Consider the following 21,076-nt stretch of genomic DNA (forward strand, 5'->3'; position numbering starts at 1 on the left):
TTGGTGAATTTGTATTAAAATAGTTCCATGAATATCGGAATGACTTTTATTCATGGTGATATTGCCGCAATGCGGCATGTCCGTTTAGGCTGGTTTATCCGGCACACATATATTTTACAAGAAGGGATGGAAGGGTAATGATATCGAATCAGGTACTGCAGAATACACTTGAGGGGCTCAAGGAGATATCCAGGACGGAGTTTTGCATTATTGATACAGATGGCAAGACACTGGCGTCCACCTACAGTGATTTTGAGATTCAGCCGCAAGATGTCCAGGCATTTGTAGAATCCCAGGCTGCCAGCCAGCTTGTGAAAGGTTACCAGTATTTCAAGGTCTGTGATGATTATCAGTTGGAATACATTCTGGTTGCCCACGGAGAAGATGAAGATACTTATATGGTAGGAAAGCTTGCTGCTTTCCAGATCCAGAGCCTGATCGTGGCATATAAAGAGCGTTTTGACAAGGACAGCTTTATCAAGAACCTGCTGCTTGACAATCTGCTTCTGGTAGATATTTATAATCGTGCGAAGAAGCTTCATATTGAGGCAGATGTGCGCCGCGTGGTTATGATCCTGGAGCTTGAGCAGGAGAGAGAGCACAGCTCTATGGAGAGCGTGAAGAGCCTGTTCGGAGGCAAGAGCAAGGACTTTATCACAGCAGTTGACGAGAAGAGCATTATTATTGTCAAGGAGCTTGAGGAGAATGAGGGCTATGAGGAGATGGACAAGCTGGCCCAGACCATTCTGGATACTCTTGGACTTGACAGGGAGAATGATACTCATATTGCATATGGAACCATTGTCAGTGAGCTGAAGGAGGTTTCCCGTTCCTATAAGGAAGCCAGAATGGCTCTTGATGTAGGCAAGATCTTCTCACCGGAGAAGGATGTGATCGCTTACAGTTCTCTTGGAATCGGCCGTCTGATCTATCAGCTTCCGATCCCGCTGTGCAAGATGTTTATCAAGGAGATTTTCGGCGGCAAGTCCCCGGATGACTTTGATGAGGAGACTCTGGTCACAATCGACAAGTTCTTTGAGAACAGCCTGAATGTATCCGAGACATCCAGACAGCTTTATATTCATCGTAATACTCTGGTATATCGTCTGGATAAACTCCAGAAGAGTACCGGACTGGATCTTCGCGTATTCGAGGATGCCATCACATTTAAGATTGCGCTGATGGTTGTACGCTATATGAAATATATGGAGACTCTGGAATACTAAGAGACGGATTCCAAATGCACAGCCAGGGCATTTTGATGACTGCATCTGGTTTTTACAACAGTATTTTATGTGCCTGTCGTTTGAAGAAAGCGGCAGGCATTTTTTATGTGTTTCCTTTGTGAAATCCCTTGCGTTCTCCTTATTCTTTGGTATAATAAATGTTACTGTTCACTCCGTGCCTAGTGTACCGACAAGTTGATTTCTAGAACAATCTTGCGTCTAAATTTCTTATTTCTGCGTTGTCGTCGGTCGCCGTAGCCACCGCTACGCCTCCTTCCTCCGCCTTGAAATAAAAAATTTATCCTGCAAGATTGTTACAAGAATCAACTTGTCGGCACACTAGTAACACGCTTCGCGATGCCCAGAAAGACGAACCTTCTTGTGCATTGCACAAGAAGTAGCGTTTGCTGCGAAAACTTAATTCTCAGGTTTTCTGTGAACTTTGTTCACAAAAAACACCTCGCGGAACATTACCAGTGAATAGTAACTAATAAATTACTGCTTACAGGCAGGTGAAAAAATAAGGTTGCATTTTCACCTGATATATATTACAATATTGTTACATAAAAATTAAGAAAATAACAAAATGCTTATTTGAAGAAAAATGAAGGAGGATATCATGATTGATCTGATAGATGTGAGCAAGTCCTATGGACAGGGCCTGCCGGCAGTGAATCACGCCAATCTCCATGTAGATAAAGGGGAATTCGTGTTTATAGTAGGAAGCAGCGGTTCCGGCAAATCCACTTTGATCAAGCTTCTTCTCAAGGAACTGGATTCCACATCCGGTACTACGATCGTAAGCGGTGAGAAGCTTGAGGGAATGAAGCACCGCCGTGTTGCCAAGTACCGCCGTAAGCTGGGGGTTGTATTCCAGGATTTCCGTCTTCTGAAGGACCGGGATGTCTATGAGAATGTGGCATTTGCACAGCGTGTGGTGAACCGCCCGACAAGAGTGATCCGCAAGCGTGTTCCTGAGGTTTTGCAGGAGGTTGGACTTGCAGGCAAATATAAGGCATACCCGGATGAGCTCTCCGGAGGCGAGCAGCAGAGAGTTGCCCTTGCCAGAGCCATTGTAAACCGCCCGGATATTCTGCTGGCAGATGAGCCTACCGGCAACCTGGATCCGAAGACCTCAGAGGAAATCATGAAGCTGCTTGAGGAGATCAATGAGCGCGGTACCACCGTTCTGGTAGTAACCCACAACAAAGAGATCGTCAATTCCATGAAGAAGCGTGTCCTGACCATGCACAATGGAGTGATCATCAGCGACGAGAAAGAGGGAGAATATTATGAGGCCTAGTACGATCTGGTATACCCTGAAGCAGGGTGTCAAGAACATTAAGAGGAATTTCATGTTTTCCATTGCTTCTGTTATCACTATGGCAGCATGTATTTTTCTTTTTGGAATTTTCTTTTCCATTGTAAATAATGTAAATACCCTGGCACATAAGGTTGAGGAAGATGTGCCGATCACGGTGCTTTTTAATGAAGGAACCACTCAGGAACAGATGGATGCGGTAGGCGAGCTGATCAAGGCGCGCCCTGAGGTGTCCAAGATTGAGTTCGAGTCTGCGGATGAAGCATGGGAGAAGATGAAGAAGGAATACTTCGGAGACGATGCGGAGGCAGCAGACGGATTTAAGGATGACAATCCTCTTGCAAACTCTTCCAACTACCGTGTATACATGAACAATATTGAGAAACAGTCTGAGTTGGTTGCATACATTAAGACCCTGGACAATGTCCGTGAGGTCAATCAATCTGAGCAGGCGGCCAAAACCCTTGGCTCGATCAACCGTATTGTTTCCTATGTATCTGTGGCAGTCATTGTGATCCTGCTGATCATTTCCATTTTTCTGATCAGCAATACCATTTCTGTTGGTATTACAGTTCGTAAGGAAGAGATTGGAATCATGAAATACATAGGTGCTACAGATGGATTTGTCCGTGCGCCGTTTCTTCTGGAAGGTATGGTGCTTGGCCTGATTGGTGCAGGCATTCCGCTGGTGATCCTGTATTTCTGCTACAACAGTGTGGTAACTTATGTGTACACCAAGTTCAGCGTGCTGATGGGCGTTGTGGATTTCATTCCGGTAGGACAGATCTACCAGACACTGGTTCCCATTGCGCTGGCATTAGGACTTGGAATCGGTCTTGTGGGAAGTTTTATTACTACAAGAAAACACTTGAAGGTGTGAGAAATCTGTTTTACAATAAAGGCGGTTATTCGCATTCCGCCAGAGAATATGAGAAAAGATATGGGGGCTGCTGGAGAAATCCGGCAGCCCTTTTGTATAAAAAAGAGTGTGTGCTCGGGGTGGATACATTTAGGCAAATGATAGTATATGAATAGAACTTAGATAGCGAAAATGAGGAGAACGATAAATGGCAGATAAACAATTTATAAAGGGAGCCATAACCGGTGTGCTGTGTGCATCTTTAGCGCTGGGAGGCGGCTACGTGGGTCTGCAGAAAGCAGGGCGTGCGGGAAGCACGGTTTTGTCCGATGTGGCAGTGCCCCAGAAAATCAAATACCTGGAGGATATCATTGATCAGAATTATCTGGATGAGGTAGATGAGGATTCCCTGAAGGAGGGACTCTATACAGGTCTTCTGTATGGCATTGGAGATCCCTATTCCCGGTATTACACAGAGGAAGAATATGAGGAGGAAATGCGCGATACGGAAGGCTCTTACTCCGGAATCGGCGTGAGCATCACCCAGAATTCGGAAGGCGGAATTCTGGTAGTGGACTGTTATGAGGGCGGTCCGGCTGATCTTGCGGGAATTAAGGTAAATGACGTAATTACAGCAGTGGATGGAACAGATGTGACAGAAATGACTCCTTCAGAGGTTTCCGAAATGATCCGAAACAAAGAGGACGGAACCTCTGTGCTGACGGTTTATCACCAGGAAGCAGATGAGCCGGAAGAGATTACGGTTACCATCAGCAATGTGGAGCTGCCCACGGTTTCTTATGAGATGCTGGAGGACTCTATCGGATATCTTCGCATTACGGAGTTTACCCTTGTGACGCCCCAGCAGTTTGAGGATGCCTACCAGGATTTTCAGGCAAAAGGCATGGAGAAGCTGATTGTGGATCTTCGCGACAATCCGGGCGGTGTGCTTTCTTCTGTGTGCGATGTGCTTCGCCAGATTTTGCCCGAGGGACTGATCGTGTATACAGAGGACAAATACGGGGAAAGAAATGAGATGAAGTGTGACGGGGATACGCCAATCGACATTCCTCTTGCCGTGCTGGTAAATGAGAACAGCGCCAGTGCTTCCGAGATTTTTGCAGGAGCGGTGAAGGATTACGAAATCGGCACCATTGTGGGAACAACCACCTATGGAAAAGGAATCGTCCAGAGTATCCGCCAGCTGTCAGACGGAAGTGCGGTGAAGCTGACCACAGCCAAATATTTTACTCCAAAGGGCAATGACATCCATAAGGTGGGAATCACGCCGGATGTGGAAGTGAAGCTGGATGCCAGCCTTTTGAATAAGACAGAGATTAGCCATGAGGAAGATAATCAGCTTCAGGCGGCAATACAGGCGGTTTCTCGTTGACAAAAGGACTGTGTTGGATTAGAATGATAAAAGATTTAATGTGGAGGAACCATAGATGAAACACAATTTTAAAAAAATCGAGCCGAAATGGCAGAAAAAATGGGAAGAGCAGCAGGCTTTTAAAGCTGTTGACGGAAGTGATAAACCGAAATTTTACGGCCTTGTAGAGTTCCCGTACCCAAGCGGTGCCGGAATGCACGTTGGCCATATCAAAGCATACTCCAGTATCGAGGTACTTTCCAGAAAGAGAAGAATGCAGGGATACAATGTACTGTTCCCAATTGGATTCGATGCTTTCGGACTTCCGACTGAGAACTATGCGATCAAGACAAACACACATCCCCGTGTGATCACAGACCAGAACATTGAGAAATTCACCAATCAGCTGAAGAGCGTTGGATTCTCCTTTGACTGGAGCCGTGTGATCGATACCACACAGGAGGATTTCTACAAATGGACACAGTGGATCTTCCTGAAAATGTTTGAGAACGGACTTGTTTTCCGTGATAAGACACTGGTTAACTACTGCCCGTCCTGTAAGGTCGTTCTTTCCAACGAGGACAGCCAGGGAGGCAAATGCGATATCTGCCACAGTGATGTTATCCAGAAATCCAAGGACGTATGGTATCTGCGCATTACCCAGTATGCAGACAAGCTTCTTGAGGGCCTGAAGGATGTAGATTATCCTGCAAACATCAAGCAGCAGCAGGTGAACTGGATCGGTAAATCTACAGGTGCTTTCGTGAACTTCGCAGTTGACGGAATTGATGAGACACTTCAGATTTATACCACCAGACCGGATACCCTGTTCGGTGTAACCTTTATGGTTATCGCACCGGAGCATCCTCTGATCGACAAATATGCTGAACGCATCACAAACATGGATGAGATCAAGGCATATCGTGAAGAGTGTGCCAAGAAGACAGAGTTCGAGAGAACCCAGCTTGTAAAAGAAAAAACTGGTGTATGCATCCAGGGTCTTGAGGGCGTAAACCCTGTAAACGGCAAGAAGATCCCGATTTACATTGCAGACTATGTAATGATGGGATATGGTACCGGAGCTATTATGGCAGTACCGGCACATGACCAGAGAGACTATGATTTTGCAAAGAAATTTGGCATTGACATTATCCAGGTTATCAAGGGCGGCGACATCGAGAAGGAAGCCTACACAGGCGACGGCGAGATGATCAACTCTGATTTCCTGAACGGATATACCAATAAGAAGGACTCCATCGAGCGTATGCTTGAGGAACTGGAGAAGAAGGGCATCGGCAAGGCTGGTGTTCAGTACAAGATGAAGGACTGGGCATTCAACCGCCAGAGATACTGGGGCGAGCCAATCCCGATCGTTCACTGTCCGAAATGCGGTGATGTAGCGGTTCCATATGAGGAGCTTCCGCTTCGTCTGCCGAAGATTGAGGACTTCCAGCCAGGAGAGGATGGACAGTCACCTCTTGCAAGAATTGAATCCTTTGTAAACTGCAAATGCCCGAAGTGCGGCGGCGATGCCAAGAGAGAGACTGATACCATGCCTCAGTGGGCTGGATCTTCCTGGTATTTCCTTCGCTATGTGGATCCGCACAATACAGAAGCTCTTGCAGACCGCAAGAAGATGGAATACTGGATGCCGGTTGACTGGTACAACGGCGGTATGGAGCACGTAACCAGACATATGATCTACTCCAGATTCTGGCATCATTTCCTGTATGACATGGGAATCGTCAATACTCCTGAGCCATATGCGAAGCGTTCTGCACAGGGTATGATCCTTGGTTCTGACGGAGATAAGATGAGTAAATCCAAGGGCAACGTAGTAGATCCGCTGGATATTGTAGACGAGTATGGTGCAGACGCACTTCGTACCTATGTACTGTTCATGGGGGATTACGGCGCTGCTGCTCCGTGGAATGACAGCTCTGTAAGAGGCTGCAAGCGTTTCCTTGAGAGAGTTGCTGGACTTACCGATATTATGACTGATGAGCCTGCTTCCAAGGATATGGAGGTTAAGATCCACAAGGCAATCAAGAAGGTATCTTCCGATATCGAGGCTATGAAGTTCAATACTGCAATTGCGTGCCTCATGACTCTGATTAACGAGATCTATGCAGTTGGCAAGATCAGCAGAGATGACCTTGTAATCTTCATCAAGCTTCTTTGCCCATTTGCACCTCACCTTTGCGAGGAAATCTGGGAGACCATCGGCGGAGAAGGATTGCTTTCCCTTTCCCAGTGGCCGGAGTACGAGGAGAGCAAGACTGTAGAGGCTTCCGTAGAGATTGGTGTACAGGTTAACGGTAAAGTCCGCGGAACCATCGTAATCCCGAACGGATGCGCCAAAGAGGAAGCTCTTGAGCTGGCTAAGAAGGATGAGAGAGTTGCTTCCTTCTTAGAGGGCAAAACTCTTGTAAAAGAGATTTATGTACCGAATAAGATTGTAAACTTTGTTGCGAAATAATCACGCTGCCAAGTTATAAAAGCTGTTATATAAGTAGTGCAGAAAAATCCCCATCAGAATGAACTGGTGGGGATTTTCACAGTTAGAGCGTGTTTGTCATTGTATTGTTTGTTTTTAGGAGAGAAATTTATATGGAAGGTCTCAGCAAAAAAATATATCTTGAGTTATCCGCGCCGACGGAAGAGGATTCCCGTTCTGACCAGCAGCGCATTCTGGAAGCATTGAGTGCGGAAGGGATAGAGGAGCAGGTTCATATGCCTGTCCACATTTTGCGAATGATATACCCACTGGTTGAAAATGCAAAGTGGAAAATCACAGTATCTCTTGGCTGGAATGGGGAAAACTGGGAAATACTAGACATAGAGGCTGGAAATCAGACCGGGCATCATTATGGACTGGCGGTAGATCTTGGAAGCACTACCGTGGTGGCAAGACTTCTGGACTGTGTTTCCGGCAGGGTAGTGAAGGAAGTCAGCTGCTTTAACCGCCAGATCCAGTGGGGAACGGATATCCTTTCCAGGATTTTTTACTGTAAGGATAATCCCAGGAAGCTGGAAGAAGTGCGGCAGGCTACGGTGGACTCCATTGTGGAATGCATGGATAAGCTAGACGCGCAGTGGTTGGATGAATGCAGGGCAAAAGAAGCAGATAGAAAAGTACAAAGAAAGACAGAAGAATGCGATAATACAGAAGTGGATGGAGCAAGGCGAGGCGGTGCTTCGTGCCGAGAAGATTCTGATGCCGAGAGTATTACTCGCAGCTGCGTTTCTATGGTAGTTGCGGGAAACACTACCATGATTCATTTTCTCCTTGGAATGGATGCTTTCTGCGTATTTTACACTCCTCATGCAGTTCATGGGGACAGGCCTGGCTTCCAGCCTGCGAAGGATTTGGGAATTCCGATAAAGGGGTACGTCTATTGCTATCCATCCAAATCCAATTACCTTGGCGGTGATATTATCAGCGGCATGATCGATACCGAACTGTACAAGAAGGAGGAAATCAGCGTTTTCTTTGATATCGGCACCAACGGAGAGCTGGTAATCGGAAATAAGGAGTTCCTTCTCTGCGGCGCGGGGGCAGCAGGTCCTGCACTGGAGGGCGGCGTGGTGAGCACCGGAATGCGGGCAGACACAGGCGCTGTAGATGAGGTAAAAATACGGGACGGAAAAATCCTGGTGCATGTGATTGGAAATGAAGACGGGGAATTTCAGAAAATGGATTTTGGCAATAAATCTGATAAGCAAGAGGCATTAAAGAATGGCGGAAAACCTCTGCAAATAGAGGCAAAGGGAATCTGCGGGTCCGGTATTATTGACTTGATTGCGGAGCTTTTCCTGGAGGGCTGGATTGACATCCGAGGGAAATTTTCCCCGGAGAAAAGTCCGCTGATCCAGAAAAAGGAGGGGCAGTGGTGCGTGGAGTATGCGCCTGGCCTGCATTTTTACCAGAAGGATATTGACGAATTTATCCGTACCAAATCTGCTGCGCACACCATGGTGGAAATCATGCTTCGGGAATCCGGGCTGGAACTTGACCAGGCAGAACGGTTCTATGTGGCAGGGGCTTTTGGAAAGCATGTATCCAAGGAGTCTGCCATTACCATCGGCATGTATCCGGATATGGACCGGGACCACATTATAAATGCAGGAAACTCTTCCCTGGAAGGAGCGGCAAAGCTGCTTTTGAACCGGGCACTTCTTAAAGATATTGACCAGATTCTGGAAGAAATGGTGTATATCCAGTTTGCGGAGGTGGAAGATTTCCTGGAGCTGATGGTAGCTGCACAGGCATTGCCTCATACGGATTTCCAGCGCTATCCCACTGTTATGAAGAAAATACAGGAGCGGCAGGCAAAAAAAGAAAATGTGATTTCTATAAAGAATGACATAAATGTTAAAAAAAATATAAATTATTAGAAAAATATAGTAATTAATAACAAAATCTGCTATACTTGTGCCAAATAAAAGGACAGGAAGTGGACGCAATGACAGAACCTAAGAAACCGCCTATTACCAAAAGCTTTGGCTATGCATTTGAGGGAATTTTTACCTGTATCCGCAGGGAGCGGAACATGAAGATTCACTGCGTGATGGCTGTGCTTGTGGTGATTGCAGGACTGATCCTGGGACTTTCCCCCATTGAATGGTGTATCTGTCTGGCTCTTTTCGGGCTGGTGATGGCGCTGGAACTGGTGAATACAGCGGTAGAATCAGTGGTGGATCTTGTGACCAGTGAGTACAGGCCACTGGCGAAAATTGCCAAGGATACGGCAGCAGGGGCAGTTCTTATCGCAGCGATTATGGCGGCGATTGCAGGTCTGATCATTTTCGTTCCCAAAGGACTGGCATTTCTGGGAATTTTGTGAGAATTCCAGATTTACAGGCAATGATGCCTGTGAGTTTTATGCCAGAACACCGGAAACTGTCCGGCATTTTTCACAGAGCAGAAAGGAGCATATATTATGGAACTTGGAGAAGGCATCAAAAAATTATTACTTGCAGGAATCGGTACAGCAGCAGTGACCGCTGAGAAATCCAAAGAGGTTCTGGACGAACTTGTGAAGAAAGGCGAGCTCACTGTAGAACAGGGCAAGGTCCTGAATCAGGAACTGAAGCACAACATCAAAGAAAGCGTTAAGAAAAATGTGAACGTTACTCTGAAGCCATCCAATCCGGATGAACTGAAAGATGTGCTGAATAAAATGACACCAGACCAGCTAGCAGCCCTGAAGGAGCAGATCTCACAGATGCAGGCGAAGGACGTGGATGCAGAGGGAGCAAAAGAAGAGCCGGAAGAAGCGAAGGAAGCTGAGGCAGAAGAAGCTCCTGCAGAAGAGCCAGAAGAAAACTAAGTAAAGGAAACAATAAGGGCAGGACCAGGCGTTTTGCTGCAGCCCGTTGGAAAGCGGTGCAGCATCTTCCAAGTCCTGCCCTTGAAGCAGGTGGACAGATATGGAACCGACAGAGGCAAAAAACACAGCCAATGAGAAGCTGACACACAACAAAGAAAATACCGGAAAAGAAGCCGGGACTGTCCCGAAAGAGAAAATTGTTCTTGAATCTGGAAAAAATTCATCAGACAAAGACAAAAACGGCTACAAGGAACGGCTGAAAGAGATTACAGCGGTTCTTCACAAGCATGCCATCACAAGAGGCGTTTCCCCGGAGAAACTGCGTCTGATCCTTACAGATCTTGGCCCTACGTTTATCAAGTTGGGACAGGTCATGTCCATGCGTTCTGATATTTTGCCCAAACGCTACTGCGACGAACTGATGAAGCTGTGCTCAGATGTAGAGCCCATGCCTTTTTCCGAGGTGGAAGAAGTGCTGCAGGAAGCTTTCGGATGTCCGTGGCAGGAAGAATTTCAGGAAATCCAGAGGAAGCCCCTTGGCTCAGCCTCCATCGCCCAGGTGCACCGCGCCGTCCTGAAAACAGGGGAAGAAGTGGTGGTGAAGGTTCAGCGAAAGGGCATCTATGAGGTCATGGCCCGTGATATCGGTCTTATGAAAAAGGCGGTGAAGCTGCTGCCGCCAGTGAGTATTAAGGAGGCCGTGGATCTGAATCTGGTTCTGGAAGAGCTGTGGCGGGTTACCCAGGAGGAGATGAATTTCCTTACCGAAGCTGCCAACATGGAGGAATTTTCCAGGAAAAACAAGAACGTTGCATTTGTGAAAACGCCTATCCTTTATCGGGAATACACCACTGCCAGCGTGCTTGTGATGGAATACATTGACGGCATTCCCATTGACGACAAGGAGACTTTGCTGGCAGGAGGCTATGATCTGGACGAGATCGGAAGCAAATTTGTTGATAATTTTATTAAGCAGGTAATGGACGATGGATTTTTCCATGCAGATCCCCATCCTGGAAATGTGATGATCCAGGGCGGCAAGATTGTGTGGATCGATATGGGAATGATGGGACGGCTGAGTGACCGCGACCGGGAACTGATCGGGGAGGCAATTGAAGGCGTGGCGCTGAATGACATCGGGAAAATCCAGGATGCAGTGCTGGCGCTTGGGGAGTTTAAGGGCAAGCCGGATCAGAGCCGTCTTTACACGGATATCCGGGATCTTATGGCAAAATACGGTACCGCTGATCTGGGTCAGATTGACATTGTGGAAATTTTTACAGACCTAATGGATGTGATGAAGGAAAACAAAATTGTTATGCCCCACGGTCTTACCATGCTTGCCAGGGGACTGACTCATATGGAGGGTGTACTTGCCGACATCAGTCCTGAGATCAATATGGTGCAGATTGCAGCTGCGCGTATGAAAGGAAATCTTCTGGAGAAAGAAAACTGGAAGAAGCAGCTGAAGGGGACTGGCAAGAAGCTGTATCGTTCTGTGCTTCGGGCGATTGATATTCCCACACTTGCAGCAGATTTTCTCCAGGGCTGTATGAAGGGGGAGACGAAGATCAATCTGGATCTGCATGCCTCCGATGATCTGGCATGGCTGATGCGCCGGCTGATCCGGAATATTGTGCTGGGGCTTTGGGTTATGGCGCTGCTGATCAGTTCCAGTATTATCTGTACTACGGATATGATGCCGAAGATGTTTGGAATTCCGGCGCTGGGCGTGTTGGGATATTTTGGAGCACTTGTGATTTTGATGTATTTGTTTATCAAACATTTTATGAAGAAGTAGAATTGCGGGAGCTGCTTTGCAGCGGAGCAATTCGTGGATATCATGTTAGGGGCAAAAGAATTTTTGACCCTAACATCATAGTATACGGGAAAGTTCAAAAGAATCGAGGGATTGGGAAAATGAAAAATTACAGAGCGGAACTGACTGGCGTATTTGGTGATCCTGTGGATGACAATCCAACTGGCGTAGTGGAAGAAGCTGCTTTTGCGGCAAAGAACCTGAATTACAGATATCTGACTATTAAGGTGCGGCCGGAAGACCTTGAGACGGCAATGAACAGTGTCCGTATTTTTGATATGAGAGGAATTAACCTTACAATGCCTCACAAGATTAAGGTGATTCCCTATCTGGACGAGCTGAGTCCCGCAGCTGAGATTATTGGTGCTGTAAATACTGTCATTCAGAAGGACGGCAGATTATATGGAGAAAATACAGACGGCAAGGGTTTTGTAACAGCACTCAAAGCATTCGGAGAAACGCTTGAGAATAAGACGGTCACCATACTGGGAGCCGGAGGCGCAGCCAGAGCAATTGCGGTAGAGTGTGCGTTAAATGGGGCAAGACAGATTCATATTATCAACAGAAGCCAGGAAAAAGGAATGGAGCTTGCCGCCCTGATCAGGAGCAGAACCAAAAGTGATTCCGCCTATATTCCCTGGACCAGAAATATAGTAATCCCGGAAGATACGGACATTTTAATCAATGGTACTTCCATCGGTTTTTCACCGAATGTAACCGAGAAACCAGATGTTGATTATACATCCATTCGCCCCAACATGTGCGTATGCGATGTAATTTTCAACCCATGTGATACCCTGTTCCTTAAGGCAGCCCAAAAGAACGGCGCCAAAACCGTAAACGGCCTTGGCATGCTGGTGCAGCAAGCCGCCCTCAACTTCACCCTCTGGACCGGAGAGGAAGCTCCGGTGGAAGTTATGGAAGAGGCGCTGCGGAAAGAATTTTGAGAAGATTATAAAAAGGCGATCAAAAATAGAACCAGAAAATGACAGTCCAAAACTGTTGTTTCCTGGTTCTATTTTTACGAACTATTCTATAAGAAAAATTCTAAAGCTGATTCTATATTACACTCAGCCAGCGGCTCTGCCTTACTGCAGTTTCTTCCCCTGCTCGAATTTCGGTTCGCAGGTGAGTTCGATGCCAAGCTTGCGGAAGGAGAGGATATCCACGGAGGAAAGCATAACGGAGGTATGTGCCTGGCAGCCTTTCAGCTTCGGAATCTGCTCGAGGGCAAGGCGGGCATCCGGGTTGGTAGCTGCGCTGATGGAAAGGGCGATCATAGTCTCATCCATATGCAGTCTTGGGTTCTTGCTTCCAAGGTAGTTTGTCTTCAGCTCCTGGATCGGATGAATGGCATCCGGAGAGATTACATGCACTGCATGGTCGATTCCTGCAAGCTCCTTCAGAGCATTCAGAAGAAGAGCAGAAGATGCGCCAAGAAGATCAGAAGTCTTTCCTGTGATCACTCTTCCGTCATCAAGCTCCATAGCAGCAGCCGGAGCACCAGCAGCCTTCTCCAGTTCAAGCGAAGCCGGAACAACCTTGCGGTCTTCCAATGCAGCATGAGCCTGCTTCAGAAGAAGCTCAATCTTGTAAACCTCCTCCTCAGTGCCGGTGCCTGCAATCAGAGCATCCATGCCTTTGTAATATCTGCGGATAATTTCCTGACGGGATGCCTCCTGGCAGACTTCATCGTCTATAATGCAGTTTCCTGCCATATTTACACCCATATCTGTAGGTGATTTGTACGGGCACTCACCCATAATTTTCTCAAACATAGCCTGTACAACCGGGAAAATCTCAACATCACGGTTATAGTTAACTGTGGTAACGCCATAGGCATCCAGATGGAAAGGATCGATCATATTTACGTCATTTAAGTCAGCTGTAGCAGCCTCATAAGCAAGGTTCACCGGATGCTTCAGCGGGATATTCCAGATTGGGAAAGTCTCGAATTTGGCGTAGCCTGCGCTGACGCCTCTCTTATATTCATGATAAAGCTGGGAAAGACAGGTGGCCATTTTTCCGCTTCCAGGTCCTGGTGCTGTGATCACAACGAGGGGGCGGGTGGTTTCGATATAGTCGTTCTTTCCGTATCCTTCATCGCTTACGATCAGGGAAGTATTGCTTGGATATCCCGGAATATTATAAAGAACATAAACCTTAATGCCAAGCTTCTCCAGACGCTTCTTAAATGCATCTGCCCCTTCCTGTCCGGAATAGCGTGTGATGCATACGCTTCCTACATAAAGGCCTCTGCTGGTAAATTCATGCATCAGGCGGAGCACATCCTCATCATAGGTGATGCCAAGATCGCCGCGGACCTTATTTTTCTCAATATCAGGCGCACTGATGACGATTACGATCTCTGCCTGGTCGGAAAGCTGCATAAGCATACGCAGTTTGCTGTCCGGCTCAAATCCCGGAAGAACACGGGATGCGTGATAGTCGTCAAATAATTTGCCTCCGAATTCCAGATAAAGTTTGTTGTCAAATTTGCTGATACGCTCACGAATGTGTTCGGACTGCATTTTCAGATACTTGTCATTATCGAATCCAATTTTTTTCATTCTGCTTTTCCTCTCTCTTTCTCTGGTTCCTCATCCATTGTATTTAAAATAAAATGATGCCTGCAAAAAGCAGACAGTTTGCGGTGTGATATAAGTCAAAAAAACCACGTTCCTAGTATACTACAGTTTTCCCGTTAAAAAAAGTATCTATTTGATTTGGAAATGTAAATTTTTTTGCATCTTTTTTCTCAAAAATTCAGAGGGTTTTCACAATATCGCAGTTGATTTATCCGGGTTTTCTCTTTATAATAAAAAGGATAATAAGGAGGAACGAAATGGATAATAATCTGGATAACAATCAAGGCGGACGCCGCCCTGATAAAGGGGATCCGAGAAGAAATCAGGATCCGAACCGCAATAAGAAAAATCATCAGTCCATTCTGGCTTTTCTGATATGTCTTTTGGTTACTCTGGTGTGTTTCAGCCTGTTTACCAATATGCTGCAGGATAATTCCAGTGAGATTACGTATGATAAGTTTATTGACATGGTGAACAATGATGAAGTGAAATCCGTTACACTTCAGTCTGATACCCTGACCATCGTGCCGAAGAAGCAGGTAAGCCCTTATCAGGAGATCAGCTATTACACCAATCTGACAGAAGATGAGACTGCACTTACCAAGCGTCTGGAAGGTACCGGAATCATTTTCAAATCCGAGCCGCCGGATGCATTCGGCGAATTTATGGCAATGATGCTCAGCGTGCTTCTGCCGTCTGTGCTGCTGTTTGTGCTTCTGATGTTCTTCATGCGCCGCATGAACAAAGGCGGCGGTGGCGTCATGGGCGTTGGGAAAAGCCGCGCCAAGGCTTATGTCCAGAAGGAGACCGGAATCACATTCAAGGATGTGGCAGGTCAGGACGAGGCCAAGGAATCCCTGCAGGAGGTTGTGGAGTTTCTCCATAATCCAGGCAAATACGTGGAAATCGGAGCCAAGCTTCCCAAGGGAGCTCTGCTTGTAGGACCTCCAGGTACCGGTAAGACCCTTCTTGCCAAGGCAGTTGCAGGGGAAGCACATGTCCCGTTCTTCTCCCTTTCAGGATCTGAATTTGTGGAGATGTTCGTAGGTGTAGGTGCATCCCGTGTCCGTGATCTTTTCGAGGAAGCCAAGAAGAATGCTCCTTGTATTGTGTTTATTGACGAGATTGATGCCATCGGTAAAAGCCGTGATTCTCATTACGGCGGCGGGAATGATGAGCGTGAGCAGACTCTGAACCAGCTGCTTGCAGAGATGGATGGATTTGATACTTCCAAGGGTCTTCTGATCCTGGCTGCAACCAACCGTCCGGAGGTTCTGGACCCGGCACTTCTTCGTCCAGGCCGTTTTGACCGCCGTGTGATCGTTGACCGTCCGGATCTGAGAGGCCGTATTGATATTCTGAAGGTTCACGCCAAGAACGTGCGTCTTGACGATACCGTTGATTTCGAGGCCATTGCCCTTGCCACATCCGGTGCTGTTGGTTCTGACCTTGCAAATATGGTTAATGAAGCAGCCATCCTGGCAGTTAAGAACGGCAGGCATGCAGTTTCCCAGAAGGACCTGCAGGAGTCTGTAGAGGTGGTGCTTGTTGGTAAAGAGAAGAAAGACCGCATTCTGAGCGCACAGGAGCGCCGCATTGTTTCTTATCATGAGGTTGGACATGCGTTAGTAAGCGCTCTTCAGAAGGACGCAGAGCCGGTTCAGAAGATTACCATTGTGCCCCGTACTATGGGCGCACTTGGCTACGTAATGCAGGTTCCGGAGGAAGAGAAGTACCTGAATACCCAGAAGGAGCTGGAAGCCATGCTGGTAGGCTATCTGGGCGGTCGCGCTGCAGAGGAAATCGTATTCGACAGTGTGACCACAGGTGCGTCCAATGATATTGAGCAGGCGACCAAGGTTGCCCGTGCCATGATCACCCAGTATGGTATGTCCAAGAAATTCGGCCTTATGGGACTTGCCACTCAGGAGAACCAGTACCTCAATGGCCGCGCAGTGCTGAACTGCGGCGACGATACAGCCACAGAGGTTGACCATGAGGTAATGGAACTGCTTCGGGTTTCTTATGAGGAAGCCAAGCGCCTGATTAGCAGCCACAGAGAAGCTCTTGACAAGATCGCTGCATATCTGATCCGCAAGGAGACCATCACCGGCAAAGAGTTTATGATCATTTTCCGCGCTGTAGAACATGGTCTGGAGGTTTCTGACGAGCTGGATAAAGAAGGGCTGAAGGCTCTGGATGAGGCTGTGAAGGCACTGACAGAGAAAAAAGAGCAGGCTGAAAACAATACAGATGCAAAGATGTCTGGCGAAGACGGTCAGGCGGAGCAGAAAGGCAGTGCAGAGTCAGAGAGCAATGAAGCAAAAGCTGTTTCTGAGACTGCTGCCACAGTGGATACAGCGGAAGCTACAGCTTCTTCCGAGAACCCGGCAGACTCAGCCGACCCCCAGAATCTGTAAATTTCAGAATTTTCACATACAGATGACAATATAGGACAGAATAAGAACCGGGAGCATTCCCGGTTCTTTTCAGAAGGAGAAATAGTATGTTCCTGATCGAAGAAGAATTAAAAAAGCTTCCCGGTAAGCCGGGAGTTTACATTATGCACGGGGAGAAGGACGAGATTATTTATGTAGGCAAGGCTGTCAGCCTGAAGAACCGCGTCCGCCAGTATTTCCAGAGCAGCCGCAACAAAGGTGCCAAAATTGAGCAGATGGTCACCCACATCACAAGGTTTGAATATATTGTCACCGATTCCGAGTTAGAAGCACTGGTGCTGGAGTGCAACCTGATCAAGGAGCACCGTCCAAAATACAATACCATGCTAAAGGATGACAAAACCTACCCCTTTATCAAAGTAACTGTAAATGAACCCTACCCCAGAGTTCTTTTTTCCAGAACTATGAAAAAGGACAAGGCGAAATATTTCGGTCCCTACACAAGTTCCACCGCAGTCAAAGATGTCATTGAGCTGGTGCGGAAGATTTACATGGTCCGTTCCTGCAACCGCACGCTGCCAAGAGACTGCGGCAAAGACCGCCCCTGCCTGTATTATCACATGAAGCAGTGCACAGCCCCCTGCCAGGGAAATGTAAGCGAGGAAGAATATAAGAAAAACATTGCTCAGGTGCTCCACTTTCTCAACGGAAATTTCCAGGAAACCATTGACCAGCTGACGGAGAAAATGATGGCAGCCTCAGAGGATATGCGCTTTGAGGACGCAGCTGGATACCGTGACCTGATCAACAGCATCAAACGGATTGGAGAGCGGCAGAAGATCACCACCTACGGGGAAGAGGACAGGGACATTATTGCAGTGGCCATGGACGAAAGCGAGGATCTGCGGGAGCAGGACGCAGTGGTGCAGGTATTTTTCATGCGCGGCGGCAAGCTGATCGGAAGAGACCATTTCTTTTTGCGGGTTGCAAGAGGAGATACCAAGGAACAGGTGCTGTCCAGTTTCCTGAAGCAGTTTTATGCGGGTACCCCATTTATTCCTGCGGAAATCATGCTGCAGAAAGAAATCGAAGATGCGGATATTATTGAGGACTGGCTGTCCTCCCGAAGAAAGCAGCGTGTTCATATCCGGGTGCCAAAGAAAGGCACCAAGGAGAAGCTGGTAGAGCTGGCCAAAGAAAATGCCTGGATGGTTCTTTCCAAGGACAGAGAGCGGATCAAAAGAGAGGAAGGCCGTACCATCGGTGCAGTTAAGGAAATTGAGGGATGGCTTGGACTGAAGAACCTTGTGCGTATGGAAGCCTACGACATTTCCAATATCAGCGGATTTGAATCAGTAGGCTCCATGGTGGTTTATGAAAAAGGCAAGCCCAAGCGCAGTGATTACCGCAAATTCAAGATCAAATGGGTGCAGGGACCAAATGATTACGCAAGCATGGAAGAGGTGCTTACAAGGCGTTTTACCCATGAATCCAAGGGGGAATTCGACAGCTTTTCCAGATTTCCGGATCTGATCCTGATGGATGGAGGCCGGGGCCAGGTAAACATTGCCCTGAAGGTTCTTGGCGAGCTTGGAATTGACATTCCGGTATGCGGCATGGTAAAGGATGACAACCACCGCACAAGAGGGGTGTATTTCAACAATGTGGAGATTCCTATCGACACATCCAGTGAGGGCTTTCATCTGGTCACAAGGATTCAGGATGAAGCTCATCGTTTTGCCATCGAATATCACCGTTCCCTCAGAAGCAAGGAGCAGGTGCACTCTGTTCTGGATGATATCCCTGGAATCGGGGAAACAAGGCGCAAGGCCCTGATGCGCAGGTTCCGCTCTATTGAGAATATCCGGGATGCTTCCGTGGAAGAATTAAGCCAGACAGAATCCATGAATATGCAAAGTGCAGAATCTGTATATGCATTTTTTCACAAGATTCAACATTGAAGTTATAAGAAGAATTGTGTATAATAAAAAAGAGTGCGGTTTTCCGTCAAAACATCAAATAAAAAGGAGATAAAAGCATGAAAGGTGTACAGCTTACCAAGCTGGCGCAGGAACTGAATCTGACCAACCTGACGCCTGATATTGACCTTACAGAAATTTATGTGAAGACAGCAGAAATAAATCGTCCGGCTTTGCAGCTTACAGGATACCTGGAGCATTTTGCAAACGAGCGTGTTCAGATCATCGGATATGTAGAGTATACTTATCTGATGCAGTTAAGTGATGAGGAGCGGGCATTTAAGTACGAGCGTTTTATCTCCAGCAAGATTCCCTGCGTAATCTTCAGCACCATGACAAGACCGTCCCAGGATATGATCGATCTTGCCTATAAGTACAATGTACCGACCTTCGTTACAGAGAGAACCACATCCAGCCTTATGGCGGAGATCATCCGTTGGCTTGGCGTTCAGCTGGCTCCCTGCATTTCCATTCACGGTGTGCTTGTGGATGTTTATGGTGAGGGTGTCCTTATTACAGGCGAGAGCGGAATCGGCAAGAGCGAGGCAGCCCTTGAGCTGATCAAGCGTGGTCACCGTCTTGTAAGTGATGACGTGGTAGAGCTGCGCAAGGTAAGTGATGTAACACTGGTTGGTTCCGCACCGGATATCACCCGTCATTTTATTGAGCTTCGCGGTATCGGCATCATTGATGTGAAGACCCTGTTCGGTGTTGAGAGCGTTAAGGATACCCAGTCTGTTGACCTGGTCATCAAGCTTGAGGAGTGGGACCGCGACAAGGAATATGACCGTCTGGGACTTCACGAGGAATATACAGAGTATCTTGGAAATAAGATCGTGTGTCATTCCCTTCCTATTCGTCCGGGACGTAATCTGGCGGTTATCGTTGAGTCTGCGGCAGTCAACCACAGACAGAAGAAGATGGGCTACAATGCAGCTGAGGAGCTGTACAAGCGTGTTCAGGCAAATATTGCCAGAAAGCGTGAGGAGTAAGCTTTATACAGGGACTTTCCCGGCAGGGAGAGGGAACCAGGAAGCCTGCGGCGCTTTTTTCGGGCAGTTAATTGCATAGAGTTAGAAAGGATGGAAATTTACAATGGGTATGTATTGTTTTGGAATTGATGTGGGCGGAACTTCCGTAAAATGCGGATTATTCCTGACCAATGGAACTCTGGTTGAGCAGTGGGAGATCCCTACCAGATTGGAGAATAACGGTTCTTCGATTCTTCCGGATGTTGCAGACACAATTAAGGTAAAGCTGGATGAGCGAGGAATTACCAAGGATAATGTAGATGGTGTAGGTATCGGCATTCCAGGACCTGTCAATGAGAATGGAGAGGTTCCTATGGCAGTAAACCTTCACTGGGGCTTTAAGGCCGTTGCAAGCGAATTAAGCGCACTGACAGGACTTCCTGCAAAGGCAGCTAATGACGCTAATATTGCAGCTCTTGGAGAGGCATGGAAGGGTGCTGCAGAAGGCTCTAAGAATGTGATCATGGTAACTCTTGGAACCGGTGTTGGAGGCGGTATCATCATTGACAGCAAGATTATTGCAGGCCATCATGGTGCCGGCGGTGAGATTGGACATGCATGTGTAAATCATAACGAGGTTCGTCCATGCAACTGCGGCAATCACGGATGTCTGGAGCAGTATGCGTCCGCTACCGGTATTGTACGCGTAGCCAATGACATTCTGGAGGAGAGCCAGGAAGACAGCAAAATGCGTCATGTGGAGAAGCTTTCCGCAAAGAACGTGCTTGACTTCTACAAAGAAGGAGATGCACTGGCTGTTAAGACAATGGAGAAGGTTGGAGATATTCTGGGAAGCACACTTGCTATGTTTGCCTGCGTAACGGACCCGGAGGCCATCGTAATCGGCGGCGGTGTATCCAAGGCTGGTAAAGCTCTTACAGACTGCATCCAGAAATACTATCAGAAATATGCATTCCCGTCCTGCAAGAGCACACCGATCATTCTTGCAAGCCTTGGAAATGATGCTGGTATCTACGGTGCAGCACGTATGGTGATCAAGGACTGATGCTCCAAAAATCAGCAGGTGCGAAGCATTTGGCTGCTCACTTTTAACTGTACATGTAATACATAAAAAACGCCCGGCGAAGATCTGTTCATCTGAACATTTCCTCGCTGGGCATTTTATTTTGCATTTAAGATTTCAAATAT

15 protein-coding genes are annotated in these 21,076 nt (G+C 47.3%); 14 read left to right on the forward strand and 1 reads right to left on the reverse strand.

Annotated features, from left to right (window positions below; translation table 11 throughout):
• Positions 1 to 137 precede the first annotated feature (137 nt).
• The 10 genes from H8S54_RS04960 to aroE all read left to right on the forward strand — a co-directional run bounded on the left by H8S54_RS04960 (position 138) and on the right by aroE (position 12,877).
• Positions 138 to 1,226: a PucR family transcriptional regulator gene (locus H8S54_RS04960; RefSeq protein ID WP_117852624.1), complete on the forward strand. Its 1,089-nt coding sequence runs from the start codon at positions 138 to 140 to the stop codon at positions 1,224 to 1,226.
• 619 nt (positions 1,227 to 1,845) lie between these two features.
• The gene (gene ftsE, locus H8S54_RS04965) at positions 1,846 to 2,529 is read left to right on the forward strand and encodes a cell division ATP-binding protein FtsE (protein WP_021924288.1); all 684 of its coding nucleotides are present in this window, start codon (positions 1,846 to 1,848) and stop codon (positions 2,527 to 2,529) included.
• Positions 2,519 to 3,427, forward strand: a complete 909-nt coding sequence (gene ftsX, locus H8S54_RS04970) for a permease-like cell division protein FtsX (RefSeq protein ID WP_021924287.1) — start codon at positions 2,519 to 2,521, stop codon at positions 3,425 to 3,427. Before ftsE ends, ftsX begins: the two co-directional genes overlap by 11 nt.
• Before the next feature lie 187 nt (positions 3,428 to 3,614).
• Positions 3,615 to 4,799, forward strand: coding sequence for a S41 family peptidase (locus tag H8S54_RS04975; protein ID WP_186901037.1), 1,185 nt, complete (start codon positions 3,615 to 3,617; stop codon positions 4,797 to 4,799).
• A 55-nt stretch (positions 4,800 to 4,854) separates the two neighbouring features.
• Positions 4,855 to 7,257: a leucine--tRNA ligase gene (leuS, locus tag H8S54_RS04980; protein WP_186901038.1), complete on the forward strand. Its 2,403-nt coding sequence runs from the start codon at positions 4,855 to 4,857 to the stop codon at positions 7,255 to 7,257.
• Positions 7,258 to 7,388: 131 nt separating this feature from the next.
• A complete protein-coding gene (locus tag H8S54_RS04990) occupies positions 7,389 to 9,176 on the forward strand; it encodes an ASKHA domain-containing protein (RefSeq protein ID WP_243176651.1) in 1,788 nt (595 codons plus the stop codon).
• Positions 9,177 to 9,244: 68 nt separating this feature from the next.
• Positions 9,245 to 9,625: a diacylglycerol kinase family protein gene (locus H8S54_RS04995; protein ID WP_021925646.1), complete on the forward strand. Its 381-nt coding sequence runs from the start codon at positions 9,245 to 9,247 to the stop codon at positions 9,623 to 9,625.
• A 96-nt stretch (positions 9,626 to 9,721) separates the two neighbouring features.
• A complete protein-coding gene (locus H8S54_RS05000) occupies positions 9,722 to 10,111 on the forward strand; it encodes a phasin family protein (RefSeq protein WP_021925647.1) in 390 nt (129 codons plus the stop codon).
• A gap of 100 nt (positions 10,112 to 10,211) precedes the next feature.
• The gene (locus H8S54_RS05005; RefSeq protein ID WP_186901039.1) at positions 10,212 to 11,912 is read left to right on the forward strand and encodes an ABC1 kinase family protein; all 1,701 of its coding nucleotides are present in this window, start codon (positions 10,212 to 10,214) and stop codon (positions 11,910 to 11,912) included.
• A gap of 119 nt (positions 11,913 to 12,031) precedes the next feature.
• Positions 12,032 to 12,877 carry a shikimate dehydrogenase gene (gene aroE, locus H8S54_RS05010; RefSeq protein ID WP_173767648.1) on the forward strand — a complete coding sequence of 282 codons (846 nt, stop codon included), beginning with the start codon at positions 12,032 to 12,034 and terminating at the stop codon, positions 12,875 to 12,877.
• 141 nt (positions 12,878 to 13,018) lie between these two features.
• On the opposite strand, the gene H8S54_RS05015 is transcribed toward aroE, so the two are convergent.
• On the reverse strand, positions 13,019 to 14,500 hold the full coding sequence (locus H8S54_RS05015; RefSeq protein ID WP_021925650.1) for a DUF1846 domain-containing protein: 1,482 nt from the start codon (positions 14,498 to 14,500) through the stop codon (positions 13,019 to 13,021).
• A gap of 275 nt (positions 14,501 to 14,775) precedes the next feature.
• On the opposite strand from H8S54_RS05015, the gene ftsH reads away from it, so the two are divergent.
• The 4 genes from ftsH (at position 14,776) to H8S54_RS05035 (ending at position 20,933) form a co-directional block, all read left to right on the forward strand.
• Entirely contained in the window at positions 14,776 to 16,938 is a 2,163-nt protein-coding gene (gene ftsH / locus H8S54_RS05020; RefSeq protein ID WP_173767644.1) for an ATP-dependent zinc metalloprotease FtsH, read from the forward strand.
• Positions 16,939 to 17,024: 86 nt separating this feature from the next.
• Positions 17,025 to 18,878 carry an excinuclease ABC subunit UvrC gene (gene uvrC / locus H8S54_RS05025; RefSeq protein WP_186901040.1) on the forward strand — a complete coding sequence of 618 codons (1,854 nt, stop codon included), beginning with the start codon at positions 17,025 to 17,027 and terminating at the stop codon, positions 18,876 to 18,878.
• A 77-nt stretch (positions 18,879 to 18,955) separates the two neighbouring features.
• Positions 18,956 to 19,888, forward strand: coding sequence for an HPr(Ser) kinase/phosphatase (gene hprK, locus H8S54_RS05030; RefSeq protein ID WP_021925653.1), 933 nt, complete (start codon positions 18,956 to 18,958; stop codon positions 19,886 to 19,888).
• A gap of 103 nt (positions 19,889 to 19,991) precedes the next feature.
• Complete coding sequence (locus H8S54_RS05035; protein WP_186901041.1) at positions 19,992 to 20,933, forward strand: ROK family glucokinase; 942 nt, start codon at positions 19,992 to 19,994, stop codon at positions 20,931 to 20,933.
• Positions 20,934 to 21,076: the final 143 nt, after the last annotated feature.

Source organism: Blautia segnis, assembly GCF_014287535.1.
GTDB lineage: Bacteria > Bacillota > Clostridia > Lachnospirales > Lachnospiraceae > Blautia_A > Blautia_A acetigignens.

Excerpts from the sequence above, each read along its gene's own strand:
- H8S54_RS05015 (WP_021925650.1), bottom strand. The coding sequence starts at position 14,500 with ATGAAAAAAATTGGATTCGATAATGACAAGTATCTGAAAATGCAGTCC.
- H8S54_RS05000 (WP_021925647.1), top strand. The coding sequence starts at position 9,722 with ATGGAACTTGGAGAAGGCATCAAAAAATTATTACTTGCAGGAATCGGT.
- H8S54_RS05005 (WP_186901039.1), top strand. The coding sequence starts at position 10,212 with ATGGAACCGACAGAGGCAAAAAACACAGCCAATGAGAAGCTGACACAC.
- H8S54_RS04975 (WP_186901037.1), top strand. The coding sequence starts at position 3,615 with ATGGCAGATAAACAATTTATAAAGGGAGCCATAACCGGTGTGCTGTGT.
- H8S54_RS04990 (WP_243176651.1), top strand. The coding sequence starts at position 7,389 with ATGGAAGGTCTCAGCAAAAAAATATATCTTGAGTTATCCGCGCCGACG.
- H8S54_RS04995 (WP_021925646.1), top strand. The coding sequence starts at position 9,245 with ATGACAGAACCTAAGAAACCGCCTATTACCAAAAGCTTTGGCTATGCA.
- H8S54_RS05035 (WP_186901041.1), top strand. The coding sequence starts at position 19,992 with ATGGGTATGTATTGTTTTGGAATTGATGTGGGCGGAACTTCCGTAAAA.
- H8S54_RS04960 (WP_117852624.1), top strand. The coding sequence starts at position 138 with ATGATATCGAATCAGGTACTGCAGAATACACTTGAGGGGCTCAAGGAG.
- leuS (WP_186901038.1), top strand. The coding sequence starts at position 4,855 with ATGAAACACAATTTTAAAAAAATCGAGCCGAAATGGCAGAAAAAATGG.
- ftsH (WP_173767644.1), top strand. The coding sequence starts at position 14,776 with ATGGATAATAATCTGGATAACAATCAAGGCGGACGCCGCCCTGATAAA.
- hprK (WP_021925653.1), top strand. The coding sequence starts at position 18,956 with ATGAAAGGTGTACAGCTTACCAAGCTGGCGCAGGAACTGAATCTGACC.
- aroE (WP_173767648.1), top strand. The coding sequence starts at position 12,032 with ATGAAAAATTACAGAGCGGAACTGACTGGCGTATTTGGTGATCCTGTG.
- ftsX (WP_021924287.1), top strand. The coding sequence starts at position 2,519 with ATGAGGCCTAGTACGATCTGGTATACCCTGAAGCAGGGTGTCAAGAAC.
- uvrC (WP_186901040.1), top strand. The coding sequence starts at position 17,025 with ATGTTCCTGATCGAAGAAGAATTAAAAAAGCTTCCCGGTAAGCCGGGA.
- ftsE (WP_021924288.1), top strand. The coding sequence starts at position 1,846 with ATGATTGATCTGATAGATGTGAGCAAGTCCTATGGACAGGGCCTGCCG.